Here is a 17,698-nt window from a genome sequence, read left to right as displayed (position 1 = left end):
TTCTCTGCGTCTCTGTGGTTTTATTCCTTTGTAATGAACTACTTATTCATTTATTGCTATATTTTTCCTTCATTTCTTTACTTAGCATGCTGCGATCAACTTTTCCGTTGGGATTACGGGGTAAGTGGGAGCGTATTTCCAACCATTTGGGGTGCATAAAGTTTGGGAGGTTCTTTTTGCATTTATTTAGTAAGTCTTTCTCAGATATTTGATGCTCGTCTTTGACCACGATCAGCAGCACTATAGCTTGGCCTAATTCGAGATTGCTGACCCCGCAAGCTATGGCTTCAGCGACTTCTTCGGCCCCTTGATAACATGCTTCCTCAATTTCCATCGGGCTTACTCTGTAGCCCGATGTTTTAATCATTTCATCTTTGCGTCCAACAAAATATAGATAACCACTGTCATCTTTTTTTACAGTGTCTCCAGACCATACGGCCATTTCGGTTAATACTAAACCGTTTCGTTTGACTGGTACCGGTTTAAAGCGCTCAGCGGTTTTTTCAACGTCGTTCCAATAACCTAAGCTGACCAAAGGGCCTCGATGTACCAATTCGCCAGGTTCGTTTGCTGCACACTCTCTGCCATCTTCATCTACAACCATGATTTCTGCGTTGGGGATAGCCTTACCCATTGAACCAATACGTTCGTCCACTTTATCAGGAGGTAAATAGGTACTGCGAAATGCTTCAGTTAATCCGTACATCAAATAAGGCGCTGCGTTTTTAAAAGTGTCACGAATTTTTGCTAGTGTGACTTGGGGCATTGCTCCGCCAGTGTTGGCAAAATAGCGCAATTGCGCAGTAGCTGAGTCAGGCCAATTTATTTTCATCAATTGCTGCCAGAGGGGCGGAACGGCGGTCAATCCCGTTACTTTGTGTTTCTCAATGGTTTTAACCACATCACCCGGTAAAAAATAATCCATTAATACGCAACTTGCACCGACAAAAAAGGCCGTTGTTATTTGACTAAGGCCCGCATCAAAGCTAATCGGCAGTAAGGCTAATATCACGTCACTTTCATCGTTGTGCAAATAACTCGAAACGCTATGGGCGCCGCAGACTAAGTTTCTGTGGGACAACACAACTCCTTTGGGTTTCCCCGTGCTGCCTGAGGTATATAGAATAGCCGCCATATCGTTCTCTACTCGCGGCACTTGCCTGATTTCTTCAGCTGGCAACTCGGCAAGCAGACTCAATTGGGTATCTATTTCTGTTATCTCTGCCTTGGCAGGCAACTTGTCTATCAACACCACATGCTTTAAATCAGGACACTGATTTATGATACTTGACAGTGCTTTTAAGCGATCACTACTGGTGACTAGCACTTTTACGTTGCAGTCGTTCAGAATATGTTGAACTTGTAGTGCTTTTAATACCGAATTGATCGGAACAAATGTGCCGTTTGCACGTGTGGCTGCAAACATACACATCACTGCTACGGGCAACTTAGGTAAAAATACGGCTACTCTTTCGCTTCGTTGTAGACCAAGGCCTGACAATCCAAGAGCTATTTCAGAGGTCTGTTTGTCTAATAGAGCATAGCTAAGGCTTTGTTGTTTATAGATTATGGCTTGGTTGTTTGGTTTTACACTGGCAGTGTAAGAAATGAGTTCATCGAAAAAGGTTACCATCTTGGCGCTTATCTCTCTTAAGTGTTTTAAAGGTATTTCTTATTGGGATAAATAATGGAACAATAAGTATAATGACAATAGAGCCAAGCTCTGTCCATAACAAAAAAGCAATAATACAGGTAGTAATAGAATGAATACAGTCGCCTTGGTGAAAGACATATTAATTGACGCTCTGCAACTTTCCGATGATACCCCTATAGATGCAGAAACTGCGTTGTTGGGTTCCATTGCTGAATTTGATTCAATGGCCGTAGTAACAGTGTTAACTGCGATTGAAGAAACTTTCGGCATTGAAATTGATGATGACGAAATTAGCGCAGAGGTATTTGAAACTTTTGGGACGCTATGTAGTTTTGTTGAGCAAAAAATCTAACCACTTTTGTTGTCGGTTTGGAAATTAAGGAAATGTTGTGAGTATTAAAAAAGTATTGTTAGTATTTGGCACCCGACCTGAAGCAATTAAAATGGCGCCTTTGGTGCTGGAATTGAAAAGTAGAAAAGAGCTTGATGTAGAAGTTTGTGTCACTGCCCAGCATCGAGAGATGTTAGATCAAGTGCTCGATTTATTTGAATTAAAGCCTGACTATGATCTTGACCTAATGCAACCCGGACAGGACTTATACGACATTACCACTAAAGCTTTATTAGGGCTTAAAGGTGTTCTGGAAACATCCAAACCAGATTTAGTGTTAGTGCATGGTGATACAACTACTACTTTTGCCTCTTCGTTGGCCGCTTTTTATCAACGTATTCCAGTGGGGCATGTAGAAGCCGGTCTGCGTACCGGTAATATTTATAGTCCCTGGCCAGAAGAGATTAATCGCAGATTAACAGGCGCACTCACTAAGTTTCATTTCTCACCCACCACTAAAGCCCAGAACAACCTACTACTTGAAAATGTCGATGCCGATAGTGTTTTCGTCACCGGAAATACGGTCATTGATGCACTTATTCAAGTGGAAAAGCGTATAGCAACAGATAAAGAGCTTAATAAAAAGTTGTTGGCTCAATTCGATTTTCTTGATCCAAATAAGAAACTTATTTTAGTCACAGGCCATAGACGTGAAAGTTTTGGTGACGGTTTTGAGAATATTTGTCAGGCGCTACGCACTCTTGCTCAGCAACCTGATGTGCAAGTGCTTTATCCTATGCATCTTAATCCCAATGTAAGGGAGCCTGTAAATCGTATTTTGCATGATGTCGAGAATGTGTTTCTAATTGAACCTCAGGAATATCTTCCTTTTGTTTATCTGATGAGTCGGGCATATATTATTTTAACCGATAGTGGCGGTGTGCAAGAAGAAGCGCCTTCACTGGGTAAACCTGTACTTGTCATGCGTGATACAACAGAACGACCTGAGGCCGTTGATGCAGGAACGGTTAAGTTAGTGGGCACAGATTACGATTGTATTGTTAATGAATCCATGACCTTACTTACCGATAAACAGGCCTATGAAAATATGTCTTTTGCGCATAACCCTTATGGTGATGGCAAAGCCTGTCAGCGGATTGCTGATATAATAATTAACAGCTAAAGAGCGTTTAACCACAGAGACGCAGAGGCACAGAGGTTTTTTCAGTTAAAAAAGATATCCAGTGGTGTTGAAAGATTAATAGTTTAAGTACACGTAACCACATAGTCGCAGTGGCTCAGTGTTTTTATAGTAAAAAATTAGAATGTTCTCTGTGCCTCTGCGTCTCTGTGGTGAGAATTTACCTCAGTTCCTATGATGATTTAGTGGTTTTGCGTAGGCTAAAGTGACAGGGAGTCACAGATTTTAAGGATGAAATGGTGATATAAATGGAACAAAATGAGCTAAGTGGAATAGTGGTTGGATCTGCGATTGAAGTGCATCGTCATTTAGGTCCAGGTTTACTTGAATCAGCGTATGAGAGTTGTCTGAACCATGAACTGGAGCTTCGCGGGCTGCATGTCAAAAGACAAGTTTATCTACCACTAAATTATAAAGGCAAAAAATTGGATGCCGGCTATCGATTGGATTTGTTGATTGAAGATCTTGTAATTGTTGAAATTAAAGCGGCGAGTAGTATAGAAAAAATCCATAAAGCCCAACTTTTAACTTACTTGAAACTTACCGGGCTGAGATTGGGATTAATTTTGAATTTTAATGTGCCGATATTAAAAAACGGCATTTGTCGAATGATTAACAGCTGAAGAGTAGGTAACCACAGAGACACGGAGACGCAGAGGTTTTAATGGTTAAAAGATCAAAAGGGTTGGTAAGCTTTTTATAAGGCTTAAATGGCTCTTAGTGATTTAGATGATTAGTTGCCTTTCTCTGCGCCATTGCACCTCTGCGTGAGAATCGTTTTAAGATGGGGAGACTGATTTATCTCTCGCAGAGGCGCTAAGATCGGAGAGTTTTATTGGTTAAAAAAGATGTCCGTTTGTGTTGAGTAATTAACAGTTTAAGTACAAGTAGCCACATAGTTGCATTGGGTCAGAGTTTTTATAGTTAAGAAATTAGAAATTTTTCTGTGTCTCTGTGGTAATTATTAGTTGTTATTAAGATAAGGTAACCACAGAGGCGCAGAGAGCACAGAGGTTCTTTTGTTGTTTAGAATATTGATTTATCGTTTTCTCTGCGACCTTTGTGTCTCTGTGGTAATTATTAGTTTTTAAAGTGGCCCTTGCGTCTTAGCATGAATGAATTTAATAAGGAATAAGAATGGCATTTAAAAAAGTTTCGGTTATTGGATTAGGTTACATTGGTTTGCCCACTGCGGCGGTTATTGCTTCTCGTGGTATTGAAGTGATTGGTATAGATGTTTCTGAAAAAGCTGTTGATACGGTGAATCAGGGGAAAGTGCACATAGTTGAGCCTGATTTAGATATGGTTGTGCAAGCCGCTGTAACTATGGGTAAGCTTCGAGCGTCATTGATCCCTGAACCAGCCGAGGCCTTTATGATAGCGGTGCCAACGCCGTTTAAAGAAGGTAAAAAGCCAGACCTTAGTTATATTAAAAAATCGGCCGAAGCCATTGCACCTGTGCTCGAAAAAGGCAATTTAATCATTTTGGAGTCAACTTCCCCAGTTGGTGCCACTGAACAACTTTCACAATGGCTACAAGAACTACGACCTGATCTGAGTTTCCCTGGCCAATCCAGTCAAGAACCCAATATGCACGTTGCTCATTGTCCTGAGCGTGTTCTGCCCGGACGTGTATTAGAAGAACTGGTATCAAATGATCGTATTATAGGCGGCATGTCCAAAGAGTGTAGCGAAAAGGCGATTGAACTATATAAAACCTTTGTACGCGGTGAATGTATTGTCACCAACGCTCGCACCGCTGAAATGGCCAAACTGACTGAAAACTCATTCCGCGATGTAAATATCGCTTTTGCCAATGAGTTGTCTATTATTTGTGATGAATTAAAAATTAATGTGTGGGAGCTCATCGCTCTGGCTAATCGCCATCCTAGAGTTAATATATTAAGTCCAGGTCCGGGAGTAGGCGGGCACTGTATCGCCGTTGACCCTTGGTTTATTGTTGATTCAGCGCCCAAAACGGCGAAAATGATCCGTTTGGCACGAGAAATAAACGACAACAAACCTCAGTACGTTATCGAAAAAGTTAAAGCAGCGGCTGACCAATTTAAACGTCCAGTGATAGCGTGTTTAGGATTAGCGTTCAAGCCTGACATTGATGACCTACGTGAAAGTCCTGCATTGGATATTACCTCTCAGTTAGCTGAAATGAATATTGGCGAATTGTTGGCGGTAGAGCCAAATATCCATCAACTACCGGAAAAATTGGCAGGCAAAGGCGTGGAATTAGTTAGCCTTGCAGAGGCACTTGAACGAGCCAATGTATTATTGGTGTTAGTGGATCATAAACCGTTTAAAGCCCTCACTATAAATGACGTAAATACCAAGGTAGTGGTTGATACGCGAGGCTTGTTTGCCCATCTTTAAGTTGGGTTTTATCGGTCATTCAAAAATTAATGAAAGGGATTAAAGATGAAAAGCATTAAATTTTCCAAATTGATAATTGCCTCTACGCTTGCGATTAGCCTTGTCGCCTGCGGGCAAAAAACCACCGAAGAATCGCTTGTCAGCGCCAATCGATTTATTCAAAGTGGCAAAACTGACGCCGCCATTATCGAATTAAAAAACGCAGTTTCTTTGGCTCCAGAAGACGGCAGCATACGTTTAACGCTGGGCAAGCTATATGTTCAGAAAGGTACCTTTGATGCAGCGGAAAAGGAATTGCATAAGGCTCGGGAAAGGGGTGTTTCAGATGATGAAGTGATCCCCTTGCTAGCTCAAGTTTATTATTATTCTGATCAATTTGATGCCGCTGTAAAATTATTGGACACCGCTAAGGTAAGCGAGCCATCTGCCTTAAGTACAGCACTATTGTTTCAGTATCTAGCGTATTTACAAAGTACCAAAGATACTACAGTTATCTCTCTGGAAGACATAAAGGCTAGTTTGTCAGAACAAGACCTATTAGTGGCTGAGGCTTTTACTAATTTCTATAACAAGGATTATGCTCAAACTAAAGCACAGCTGCAAGAATTGGTAAAAATGAGTTATCGACCAGTTGAAACAGAGTATTTAAATGCTTTAATTAGCTATATTTCTTCAGACTATGCATCCGCAGTTGATAGCTTTAAGCAAATTAAAAAACTCATGCCTCAACCCAACACGGTAAATTTTCAACTAGTTGAGTCGATGATTAAAGCTGAGCAATTAGATGAAGCCGATAATGAGGCGGACAAGTTGCTTAAACTGAATAGCAACAATCCACTGATTAACTTTTATAAGGGAAATATAGCCTACAAGCGTAAGAATTTTGAACAGGCTTCGCTTTATTCCGAGAAGGCTATTCAAAATGGCTTAGACTCAGTATCTGTCAGAATGATCGCTGGCGTAAGCGCGTATCAATTGGAGTCTTTTGAGCATGCATATAAACATTTAAATTTTTTATCACAACGTCAGGATTTCCATAGCGATGACGTAAACAGGCTACTTGCCCGTGTGCAATTAATTCTGGGATATAATATTGAAGCATCCGATTCATTACAATCATTGCAGCAGATGGATAGGAGCGACGCAGAGTTGTTCTCACTTACCGGAGCTAAACTGGCAATGTCAGGCAATTTTGGTAGTGCTAATGATCTATTAAATCAGGCACAAGAATTAGATGGATCCAACAATGCAGTAAAAATGCGTCTGGCTGCAATGAATATTGGTAAAGATGAAGAGCAGGCAATCGCCTTGTTGAAGGAAGTTGTTGATAATGATAAAGACCTCGCAATTGGCTGGATGCAACTTGCCATGGCTCATGTTCGTAATGGTGATAGAGCAGCAGCACTTGATGTCGCTAAGCAATGGTACGAAATAGATAAGGCCAACGGCAAAACTCTTGAAGGCGTAATTTATTTTAATTCAGGTGACTTAGATAAAGCCTTGTTAGCATTTAATGAGGCTATTTTAATCACACCTCAACAGCTTGGGGCAAACCAGTACTTATTACAAATTTACGAGCAGCGTAAACAGCCTCTTGAAATACTAACTGTTGCAAAAAATATTTTATCTTTTTCTCCTAATAACTCCCAAGCTTTAATTGCTGTAGTCAATTCAGGAAAGCAACTTCAACAAAATCTTGAAGTTGAAGCTTATTTAGAAAAAATCCATAAAATGGATAGTAGTAATAAAGGAGCTCTTAGTGCGTTGGCCTTGAGTAAGCGCTTAAATGGTCAACCTAAATTAGCTATTCAATTATTAGGCGAAGTTGATGGTTTGGATCCACTAGGTTTTATGACCTTGGGTGACACTTATATTCAACTGGGTGATACAAAACAAGGTTTAGCTACTTATGAAAAGTGGGGAGTGGAGTATCCGAATACTTTGTATCCATACTTACGTCAAATTGGGGGGCACGAGTTGATTGGAAATGATCAACGGGCACTTGAATTGACAGAAAGTGCTATGCAGATATTTCCCTCAGAAAATATGTTAACGCTTTTGCAATTGCATTATGCAACAAAACTTAATCAAATTAAAAAAGCTAATTTGATACTGAAAAAAATCAAGCAAAATCCAGAGAATAATAACAATACTCTTATCCCTTATTATGAGGGGCAACTCGCATTGAATGCCATGGACTATGAGAAGGCAGAAAAATTATTGTTGAAGGCGCATAATTTATATCCAAGCTACATTTCTGCAGCCATGTTAGGCAAGGCTATGATTGGCAATGGCCATATTACTCAGGCCAAAGCTATGTTCGAAAAGCAGCTAAGTATACAGGGAACGCCCTCTCCGCAGAAGTTTAGGGGAATTGTTGCGAGTTTTTATACCTATATAGGTGATTATAATAAAGCGGCAGGTATGTACAAAGACCTGTTAGTTCAGTTTGGTGAAACAGCTGCGTTGCTTAATAATTTTGCCTTTAATACCTTAATGGCAAACGCTGATCTTGAAGAGGCAATAACTGCTGCGACTAAAGCAGTGGCTCTAGCACCAGAAAATGGAGATATCTTAGATACCCTAGGTTGGATTCAGTTTAAGGACAATCAAATGGGTAACGCCTATGTCAATTTATCTAAGGCAGCAGTTATGCAACCTGCATCTAATGCAATTAATTTACATTTTGCTGAATTATTGATTTCAATGGGAAACATGAAGAAAGCAAATGAGATATTAGACAAGGTTAAGCGTCCAACAAATGAGGAATCTAAGCGCTTGATGCAGTTGCGAAGCAAGTTGTAGGTTGAGATTGGTAAAATATCAAAGCTATTAATAGCCCTAATTAATGATGTAGGGCTTTTTAATTTAGGAAATACACTCTAGTTTGTGTCAGGAATTTTTACAATTTGGACATTCAGTTAGCACTTGAAGTGTATACAACAAAAATTAAAAGCTATTGAAAATAAAATAGTCTTTAGATATCAAACGTATATTGGTTTTTGTTGTGGGTTGGCATACTGCATGCATTGTTTTGTTTGTGGTTAACATAGAATAAAAGTACAGATTTCTATGGTACCGAAATAATTGTGTTTTTATAACTTAGAGGTAGACGTAGATGTTTTTAAATAAATTAAGTAAAACGGTTTTTTCTGCAGCATTGCTTTCCGCTGGTTTGATGGCTTCTTCATCGGCTATGGCTGTTAATGTTGGTGGTGTTGTTTGGAATCCAGCTGACATGTTCGATTTCACTTCAAATTCTCAACTAATTGAAGATTTGCTTGATCCGGGAGCAGATGGCATTTTTAATACAGCAGACGACGTTGTTAGTTCATTGAATGGTTTCGGTAAAGTAACTGGTATCAACAATACCTTTGAAGCTACATTCTGCCCAAGTGGTTGTGAATTGACATTCGAATTTGGTGGCTATCAAGTTACAAATGTAATTGCTGGAGTGGGTGATACGCGCATTGGTTTCACAGGCGGTTGGATTAATTTTTATGTTGATTCTGGAACCGCATATGATGCGAACTCTAAAGCCTCTGCAATAGATGGCGGTGCTCCTTGGTTATCATTAGCTGCACATGAAACTTTTAGTGCTACTCACGGCATAAATACTAGCTTAAATGCAACCCTATCTTCTTTTGGTGCTGGCGTTGATGCTGGTGTAGGTGCAGGTTTGTTAGACGTGGTAGGTGGTGCAGCCATGAGTAATTTTGATACTAATACTCGTACTGACGGTGCAGATTGGGTGTTTAGCTCAAGCTTCCAACCAATTGGTTCTACTACTCCTGATGGTTTTGAATTGTTCGGTACTGCCGACTTCAGAGGCGACTCTATCCCTGAACCATCTTCACTTGCTTTGTTAGGTTTAGGTATGTTGGGTCTTGGTTTCGGCGCTCGTCGTAAACTAAAGTAAGACTTATATTTGAATTTTAAAAATACCGGCTTAGGCCGGTATTTTTTTGCGTGGATTTTGAGTTAATTTAACCCTTCTTTATTTTTCTGATTATTACCTGAGACCTTAGACGCGGTTTAAGAGCAGGGTTAAGGGACTGCATATTTAATTGTTATTGTTTCCCCGCAATTGGAAACTAGCCTGATACAGAGAGCATTAGCCCCGAAATGTTGTGTAGATGAGCTTGCAATTTTCAGAGTGAACTTCACATAACCTTTCTATTTTTAAGCTCAGAATTTTTCTAGTGAATTACGGTATAAAATATAAAAATAAAGATTTAGCAATCGGTTGATATTTATTTTTATGATTAGGCTATTATGATGAGAACATAAAGTATATTGGTCAGTGCACTTTTTCTACCTTTGGTTGTTTGTGTTATTGATTTTAATTAGGAGTCTTATTTGTGTTTAAGTATAGTGCGATTGCCTTATCTGTATTGAGTTTAGTGGCATGTGGAGGTGGTGGCGGTTCAACGCCAACTCCAACTCCAACGCCAACGCCAACGCCAACACCAACACCAACTTCGAATGTTGCTCCTTCGGTCAGTATCACAGGACAAAACGCATTTCAGGAATTCGAAAGCGCAAGCTTAACTGCAAACGCCAGTGATCCTGATGGCACTATTGCCACTGTTAAGTGGTCGGTAATGTCTGGGCCTGTGATCACATTGACGGGAGAGGACACTCTCAATGTCAGTTTTATTGCACCTGAAGTAGATGTTGATACTCAACTGGTTTTGGAAGTGCTGGTAACGGATAATGAAGGTGCAACAGCAAGTAGCAAATTTAGCATCAATATCACTAAAACGCCGACTCAAACGCCATCGACGAACGTTGCTCCGTCGGTCAGTATCACAGGACAAAATACATTTCAGGAATTCGAAAGTGTAGAACTGACTGCAAATGCCAGTGATTCTGATGGCAACATTGCGACCGTCCTTTGGTCGGTGAAATCGGGGCCAGCGGTCACCTTGATTGGTGATGACAATTTCGATGTTAGTTTTATTGCGCCAAGTATCGATGTCGATACGTTAATGGTGTTGGAAGTACAGGTAACTGACGATGACGGTGAAACCGCAACAAGCGAATTTAGTGTCACTATCAAACCATTACCGAACGTTGCTCCATTGGTCAGCATTGCTGGACTAAATACAATTCAGGAGTTAGAAAGCATAACACTAAGTGCTAATGCTAGTGATCCCGACGGCAATATTACTACTTTCATTTGGTCGGTTATATCTGGCCCAGTAGTTAGCTTGTCAGACGCTGACAAGGCCAATGTAAGTTTTGTTGCCCCGGATGTCGATGTCGATACTACGCTGGTACTAAAAGTCGAGGTAACGGACAATGAAGATGCAATAGCAACTAGCGAAATTAGCATCACTATCACGCCAACGCCGACGCCGACGCCGACGCCAACGCCAACGCCAACGCCGACGCCGACGCCGACGCCAACGCCGACGCCAACGCCGACGCCAACGCCGACGCCGACGCCAACGCCGACGCCAACGCCGACGCCAACGCCGACGCCAACGCCAACGCCAACTAATCCATTTGCAGATTCAGCTTTACAGTTTTCGTTAGGAACATCGCGTGGGGCAGCTGTGTTTATTGAAGATAAATTGTATCTATCTAAAATTAGTAGCGGAGGAGACTATTCCTTTGCGATGTTTGCGGATACTCACCTCTCTACCAGCAACAATGTGGTAAGTGATGCAGAGGGCATAGGGTTTAACGTTATCAATTATGTAGAAACTAGTGGTACAACTGCTGAACAAGCAAGTTTAAATTCGACCTTAGTAACAGACGTTGATAACGCAGTTACGTCCATGCAGGGCTATAGCGTTAGCTTGGGTTCGGAAGGGTTTTCGACCAGTACTGCTTTGGCTAAAATAACCTTAAGGACCGATCTTAATGGTTATAATGGTCAATGGAAAGATCTGGTATTTAACGGACTAACCATTGATGCTGGTTTAAATCTCATTGCTACTGATGAAGATGGTTGTAGCATAGCCGGTAAGGCAAGTAATGCTGGGAACGACATTTTCAACTTTAGTGTTAATTATAGCGGATGTGCCAAATCAGGTAATTACGATGGGGTACTTACTCTTGCTGATAAATCAACTAATGTTGAGTTGAGTTGGATGGCATTTGATAATACCAATCAGGGGGTTTTTGGTAGTGTTGATACTAAGTTGAGTCAAGACGAATCACTACCACGGACGGGGGAATTGTTGCCAAGTGTATATCTTAGCGCAAGTAGTATTTTGATCACTATTTCAGAACGTATTTATACCGTAGAATATAATGCTGCGGGCAATACTTTTAACCCATCCTTTTTTGACTATAGCTATGATGATACTCCTCCAGCTTCTATAGCTGGAATTGGCGCCGGTTTGTATCAGGATGCAAATGCAACGGATGGGATAGTGGAAGTAAACAGTAATCTTTCATTTCTAACTTCCACGAAAATGGAGGATATATCCACAACAATAACCTATAAGGATTCGACAAACTCAGACAAGAGTCTCACCTATACTGGGCTCAGTTATATCTCAAATGATTCTACACTTAACTCGGTTGTTGGGACTTGGGGGCCTGTAGAAATAGCAGCAGACGGAAGTTGGACAGGTAATGTAGGGGGCTGTGATAGTTCTGGTATGGTGACAGTTGGGGAGGAAAATATTTTTAATGTCTCAGTCACTCTTTCAGCATGCCCTGAAAGTGCAAATAATACTATTTATAGCGGAGTTATTGTTGCTTTTTCTGAAGGCAGTTTTTCTCAAAATAATAATGTATTAGTTGCCATCTTATCTTCAGCAGATGCTAAACGTGGATTTAGTGGTGTTATAAACCAATAACGAGTCAGTTTTAAGTAGTAAGCCTAACAGCGATAAAATAGTGATTTGTGCACTGGCTAGTATGAAATTGTTGCTGTAATTGTAATTGTATCACTATGTATTGTTATTGCGGGTTTGATTACAATAGGTAATGATAATATGTGGGTTTAAATCAAACTCACGGCAAATCGGCAGGTAGTTTAGGGATGCAAATTAAGGGTAAGTGTTTTTAATCTACCAGTTTATTACTATTCTAATGTAGGGTATTCAAAAAGCCATCTGACGATTTCAGGTATGACAACAAAAAAATACCGGCCTAAGCCGGTATTTTTAAATCAGATATTATTTTTACTTGTGTTTACGACGTACACCGAATCCAAGACCCAACATGCCTAAGCCTAGTAAGGCAAGCGATGATGGCTCAGGGATAGAGTTGCCTCTGAAGTCGGCAGTGCCAAACAGCTCGAACCCATCAGGGGTAACACCATTATTTGGAATGGGCTGGAAACTCGAAGTGAACACCCAGTCCGCACCGTCAGTTTGAGTATTGGTATCAAAATTACTCATTGCCAAGCCTCCCATTACGTCTAACAAACCTGCGCCTTCACCTGCATCAGTACCACCACCAAAATCGTTCAGTGTTGCATTTAAGCTAGTATTTATGCCGTGAGTTGCGCTAAAGGTTTCGTGAGCCGCTAACTCTAACCAGAGTGGTCCATTTGTAGCTGTGGCCTTGGAGTTACCGTTATAAGCAGTATCTGAATCAACATAAAACCTGATCCACCCACCGGTAAAACCAAGAAGGGTATCTGAGCCAGAAGCGACAACGCTGCTTACTAGATAGCCACCGAATTCATAGGTTAGCTCACAACCACTAGGGCAAAATGTAGCTTCAAAGGTATTGTTTATACCAGTCACTTTACCAAAACCATTGAGTGTATTGACTACGTCGTCAGCAGTACCGAAAATATTGTCAGCACCTGGATCCAGTAAATCTTCAATTAAATTAGAATTTGAAGTGAAGTCGAATAAGTCACTAGGATCCCAAACTACACCGCCAACATCCACGGCCATTGCACTGGTCGACATAAGACCTGTTACCATACCGCATAAAAGTGTTTTTTTAATATTCATTTCATTCCGCCTTGTTTTAATGATTAGTCCAATTTATCAGTTTAAAACAACAGCTGTACTACCTTATCAGCAAAGAAACTGTACGATTAATGTACAGCAAGATAAAGGCCATATTATTTAAGAATGTATTAAATAATTGATAATAAACAAAAAAAATAAAATAAACTCGACGTCTGAAAAATCATCAATTTTCAATGTGTAAAAAATTACGACACTATTTTGAGCATTGAATCAATGTTTCGACGCTGGCTACGTATGGGTAGGCCCTTTTTAAATCCTATTCTGAAGAACATAATGGCTGTGGCTGATGCCCCTAGTTGTTCGGCTAAACCTTTTTCTACGTCGCTCAGTTCGTTTGTTAGTAATGGGTCTAAAGCAGGTTTGGCTAGAGTTAATACTCCTGGAGCGGCATAGGGATGGACAGACAATCCAAGTTTGGTCGCTGCTAACCAAAACCGCAGCATCTGCTGACCTGCTTTAACCATGTCTAATCTGCTCTCACCGGATGCTGTGAGCAGACATAAGCCAGGTGATAACCTTATGGGTAAGGTTACTGAACGAATGGCAATCATCTTGCTGGCGCCAATTTTGTTTAGTTTTTGCATATTCCGCCAGGTACTAATGTAACGAAAAATTGGTCGTGCAAAAGGTTCTATGCCCAGCATACCCAAAGTCATGCCTTGTGAAGGTGTGGGATCTTCAAAATTGACTGTTTGGAATAGCTCACTGTGTAACGATTCTGCCCTAAACCTAATGGATTCAGCTTTTTTTATGAGGGGGAGGTAATTGTTGATCTCTTTTCTATCAGTGAAAGTGTGTAGTTGACAGTTTTCATCATTCAAACTTTCCGATAATTGTCGGCCTATATTAACATCCAGCTTTCCGCTGAACGGGAACCGCCTGTCTGTATGTCTATCAGCGATGTATTTAGCAAGCTCACAATCATCTGCTTCTAACTTTTGGTTCGTTTGAGACGTAAAACTGACGACAGCAACATGCATGGGATCTTCGTCTGGGAAGTAATTTAACTCTGTATCAATACCTAAGGATTTTGCTTGCAGCTTTATAGCTTCCAATACGTTACCTATAGCCAAATCTGTAAGTACGTAGGTTTGGTCAGTTGCCTTACCGCTTAGCTGTGGATCACTCCAAATAGATAAATCACCGGTGTCATGCCAAACATACTGCCAAGGCTGCGAATTATCCGCAGAGGGTGAATACAAAGCCGCTTGTATGATGGCAGCTTTAAGTTGGGCGTCTAGCAACATAGAGGTGATACCTTATTTAAATATTAAATGCTTGTTTGGCGGCGGCCAGACTTGCCTGAAATTCAGGGCTATGATGTCCATTGGGAATATGAGTTAATTCCATTTGATTCATATAAGGGTCCCAATGCATACCTTCAGGGGCGCAGATTAAGTCACCACGACCCAGTAATATCTTAACGGCATAAGCCGCTGCTACACCGGCGCTCATGGTGCAGCCAATAATGGTTGAAGGACCTCGTTTTTCTTCTAAATTAAGTCTAGTTGGATCAACAAGATATTGGCTTTGTAAACTTGCTGGGGCTAATCCTAAATAAAAACGCAAATACTGCTCAGTTTGTGAATGCCCTTGCATGCCAAAATATTCTTCGAAGGTCATCTGGCCAGGCATAAAACATAAAAATGCAGTGCCCATGCCCAATGGAGCCGCGGTAACCGCTGGAATTGACATCTTTGCGCACATTTCGAACACTTTACGTCTTGCATCCATGGCAAAAAAATCTAGGCTATCAATGTATAGATCCACTCCAGTCAAAAATTCTTCGACATTTTCTTCGTTTACACCTTGAGGAAAACTCTGAAGTTCAACTTCAGGATTGATATCAGCTAAAACCTTGTTCATTACATCCATTTTGGGTTTGCCAACAGTGGACATCATCGCACCAACTTGGCGATTGAAATTCTCAACTCCAAATTCATCAAAGTCTGCAAGGTTAAACTTGCCAACTCCCAGTCTGGCCATGGTCTGTGAGTGAATTCCTCCTACTCCTCCACATCCGGCAATAGCTACTTTTTTGGTTTTTAGTGTTGCTTGTTCTTTTTCAGTGAACCAACCTATGTTGCGAGAAAAAGCTTTATCGTAATTAAAATTTTCAGTGGTCATATCTTTTTCTCTAGTCACGTAGCGCAGTATGGATAAAGCGCTAGCTGAGGGATTAATTGTTTTTCCAGTAGTTTAAAAAGGTCTAGTACTTCGGGGTTTAAGTTGCTAGTGAAATTTTCTCTACTTAATAAAAAAAGCGCGCGTATGCCGTGATAGTCTAATTCTTCACCACATTGTTCAAACTTAAGCCCGAGTCTTTCTAGCCTTCTGCACAATCTAGGCTCTACCACCACAAACATATGGCTATGGTTACACATTTTGACCATTGCAATCACACTCAAATATAAGCCTATTGCAATGTTAGGAAAGTTACGTCTTTCTTCGTCTGAAAAAGCATTTTCTCCCTTAATATCATTGAGAATAAAGGGTTTGTTTTTTTCATCCAAACGTCGTCTAAAACTCGAAGGCACGGATAATCTGGAAATTTCACCAAAACGCCCGCGGGTTAAACTATCAGGATCGATCACTTCTTTTTGCACTGATTCTGCACAATGTAACTCAAAAGGTAATTTACTGTTCGGGCTAGTGTTTGGAGGAATAACCAGTCTGACTGTGCCCGCGAAGACTCCGGTTCTTTTATGCTTTAATAGTATAGAAAATGAATAAGGATCACATTCGTCTACTTCTATCCCTTTTGAATTCACTGGCTCCCAGCCTAACTCATCCGCATAAACAGTATGACGAATTCTATAAGATTCTTGTTTCAGTTCTTCGGTATCGGCTAAGACGATCTCAAAATACAGGTCAAAATTTTCAGCGAGTGTCATTGCCATATGAATTCCTTAGCACTATTAGTTTCAACTCAGAGCACAGTATATTATTGTCTTTTATTAACTTCATTAAATTAAACTCATCATTACTTCTAATTACTATAAAGCAGAAGGTGCAGAAGGTAAGGAAATTTTTAGTTTAGTTTTCATCTTTTTACGGCGTTTTTATTGAGAAAAATTCCTTTGGATACAAAATAACCCGCCTGAAACAGTCCGTCGTTCTGTTGTTGATCCATACTTTGATCGACTAATGAAAAATCCCTAGGTCTCATTGGATATTATTTGTGATAATGTTTGGCATGTACATAAAAATTATGAAAACAATGATTTGCTTCGCGAATTACTGCAAAAGCCTTGTTTTTTAATTAAATGCCAATAATTAGGTGTCAAAGTTCTTAAGTCAGTGTTTTCCCTATACAGAATCTGCAATTCACACTACATTTTTAAACTTTAATAAAGCTACTTAGTCTCTTCGGTATGAACTCTAATGCAGTTTTATAACCAATCTCGTACAAGGCCTCTTTATCTTCAATTGACATATTAAAATCAACGGGGGAAAGCTTCCCAGTATTAACGATTATAGTGTTTTTCCAATACTGATCATGTACATATTCTCTAGACATCGCCGTCATAAACGTTCTAATCAACATCATCACATATTGCACTATGGGTAACCAACTTTTTTTGAATGCTTTGTCTGTTACTTGTTCGCTTTTTAATCTGAAGCATATAACTGGGGTTTCGTCGCCGGCCCAGTCGTTAAAAATGGCATCTTCTGAAAGGATCGCCCCATCGACTAAAATGTGTTCTTTGTATGACTTAAAGCTAAAAAAAATGGGAATTGACATCGAAAATCGAACCGCTTTGGATATTTTTAAATTTGGAGAGTTTTTATTGTTAAAAACAATAGGACCGCCACCATTTACATCGGTAGCCAAAATATGTAGGTCTTTGGATATATCTTTAAACGTTTTACCCTCTAGTTTTTCATCCATCCATCTTTCGAATCCGTCTCCAGAACTAAGCCCACCTTGCAGTAAAAGGGTGATTAAACTGAATCCTCTGAACTGTCTGAAATTTGTTTCTATTGCTAGTTTTTTTATGTCTTTAAGAGGCATGCCAGTGCAATATAATGATGAAATTATTGATCCCCCTGAAACACCAACAATATGTTGGAATTCAATGTTAAGGGTATTAATTGCATCCAAAATTCCAATGTGGGCAGACAATTTTGTTCCCCCTCCAGAGAATATCGGAACTATTTTACTCATCGCGTAT

The 17,698-nt window shown here is 40.2% G+C and carries 13 protein-coding genes; 7 read left to right on the top strand and 6 right to left on the bottom strand.

The window, feature by feature from the left end; genetic code table 11:
- Positions 1 to 46 precede the first annotated feature (46 nt).
- Positions 47 to 1,633 (bottom strand): acyl-CoA ligase (AMP-forming), exosortase A system-associated, encoded by a 1,587-nt coding sequence (locus GARC_RS24170; RefSeq protein ID WP_007625534.1) that lies wholly within the window; start codon positions 1,631 to 1,633, stop codon positions 47 to 49.
- Positions 1,634 to 1,763: 130 nt separating this feature from the next.
- On the opposite strand from GARC_RS24170, the gene GARC_RS24165 reads away from it, so the two are divergent.
- The 7 genes from GARC_RS24165 to GARC_RS27120 all read left to right on the top strand — a co-directional run bounded on the left by GARC_RS24165 (position 1,764) and on the right by GARC_RS27120 (position 12,389).
- Entirely contained in the window at positions 1,764 to 2,006 is a 243-nt protein-coding gene (locus tag GARC_RS24165; protein ID WP_007625533.1) for an acyl carrier protein, read from the top strand.
- 37 nt (positions 2,007 to 2,043) lie between these two features.
- Positions 2,044 to 3,168: a non-hydrolyzing UDP-N-acetylglucosamine 2-epimerase gene (gene wecB / locus GARC_RS24160; protein ID WP_007625532.1), complete on the top strand. Its 1,125-nt coding sequence runs from the start codon at positions 2,044 to 2,046 to the stop codon at positions 3,166 to 3,168.
- Positions 3,169 to 3,434: 266 nt separating this feature from the next.
- Positions 3,435 to 3,809: a GxxExxY protein gene (locus GARC_RS24155; protein WP_007625531.1), complete on the top strand. Its 375-nt coding sequence runs from the start codon at positions 3,435 to 3,437 to the stop codon at positions 3,807 to 3,809.
- 514 nt (positions 3,810 to 4,323) lie between these two features.
- The gene (wecC, locus tag GARC_RS24150) at positions 4,324 to 5,571 is read left to right on the top strand and encodes a UDP-N-acetyl-D-mannosamine dehydrogenase (protein WP_007625526.1); all 1,248 of its coding nucleotides are present in this window, start codon (positions 4,324 to 4,326) and stop codon (positions 5,569 to 5,571) included.
- Between the two features lie 45 nt (positions 5,572 to 5,616).
- Entirely contained in the window at positions 5,617 to 8,376 is a 2,760-nt protein-coding gene (prsT, locus tag GARC_RS24145) for an XrtA/PEP-CTERM system TPR-repeat protein PrsT (protein WP_007625525.1), read from the top strand.
- A gap of 313 nt (positions 8,377 to 8,689) precedes the next feature.
- Positions 8,690 to 9,490 (top strand): PEP-CTERM sorting domain-containing protein, encoded by an 801-nt coding sequence (locus GARC_RS24140; protein ID WP_007625524.1) that lies wholly within the window; start codon positions 8,690 to 8,692, stop codon positions 9,488 to 9,490.
- Between the two features lie 442 nt (positions 9,491 to 9,932).
- Positions 9,933 to 12,389, top strand: a complete 2,457-nt coding sequence (locus tag GARC_RS27120; RefSeq protein ID WP_007625523.1) for a PKD domain-containing protein — start codon at positions 9,933 to 9,935, stop codon at positions 12,387 to 12,389.
- 327 nt (positions 12,390 to 12,716) lie between these two features.
- Here the strand turns inward: GARC_RS27120 and GARC_RS24130 are convergent, their stop codons facing one another.
- From GARC_RS24130 to GARC_RS24110, 5 genes are all read right to left on the bottom strand, one after another.
- The gene (locus GARC_RS24130; protein WP_007625522.1) at positions 12,717 to 13,502 is read right to left on the bottom strand and encodes a PEP-CTERM sorting domain-containing protein; all 786 of its coding nucleotides are present in this window, start codon (positions 13,500 to 13,502) and stop codon (positions 12,717 to 12,719) included.
- 206 nt (positions 13,503 to 13,708) lie between these two features.
- Complete coding sequence (locus GARC_RS24125) at positions 13,709 to 14,770, bottom strand: nitroreductase family protein (RefSeq protein ID WP_007625521.1); 1,062 nt, start codon at positions 14,768 to 14,770, stop codon at positions 13,709 to 13,711.
- 16 nt (positions 14,771 to 14,786) lie between these two features.
- On the bottom strand, positions 14,787 to 15,650 hold the full coding sequence (locus GARC_RS24120; protein ID WP_007625520.1) for a ThiF family adenylyltransferase: 864 nt from the start codon (positions 15,648 to 15,650) through the stop codon (positions 14,787 to 14,789).
- A gap of 14 nt (positions 15,651 to 15,664) precedes the next feature.
- Positions 15,665 to 16,423: a PEP-CTERM/exosortase system-associated acyltransferase gene (locus GARC_RS24115; protein ID WP_007625519.1), complete on the bottom strand. Its 759-nt coding sequence runs from the start codon at positions 16,421 to 16,423 to the stop codon at positions 15,665 to 15,667.
- Between the two features lie 440 nt (positions 16,424 to 16,863).
- A complete protein-coding gene (locus GARC_RS24110) occupies positions 16,864 to 17,691 on the bottom strand; it encodes a patatin-like phospholipase family protein (protein ID WP_039990457.1) in 828 nt (275 codons plus the stop codon).
- Positions 17,692 to 17,698 lie beyond the last annotated feature (7 nt).

Origin of the sequence: Paraglaciecola arctica BSs20135, assembly GCF_000314995.1 — a bacterium.
In the GTDB taxonomy this organism is placed as follows: domain Bacteria; phylum Pseudomonadota; class Gammaproteobacteria; order Enterobacterales; family Alteromonadaceae; genus Paraglaciecola; species Paraglaciecola arctica.
The sequence above is the reverse complement of the archived record's forward strand: the minus strand, read 5'-3'. Positions and strand labels throughout refer to the sequence as shown.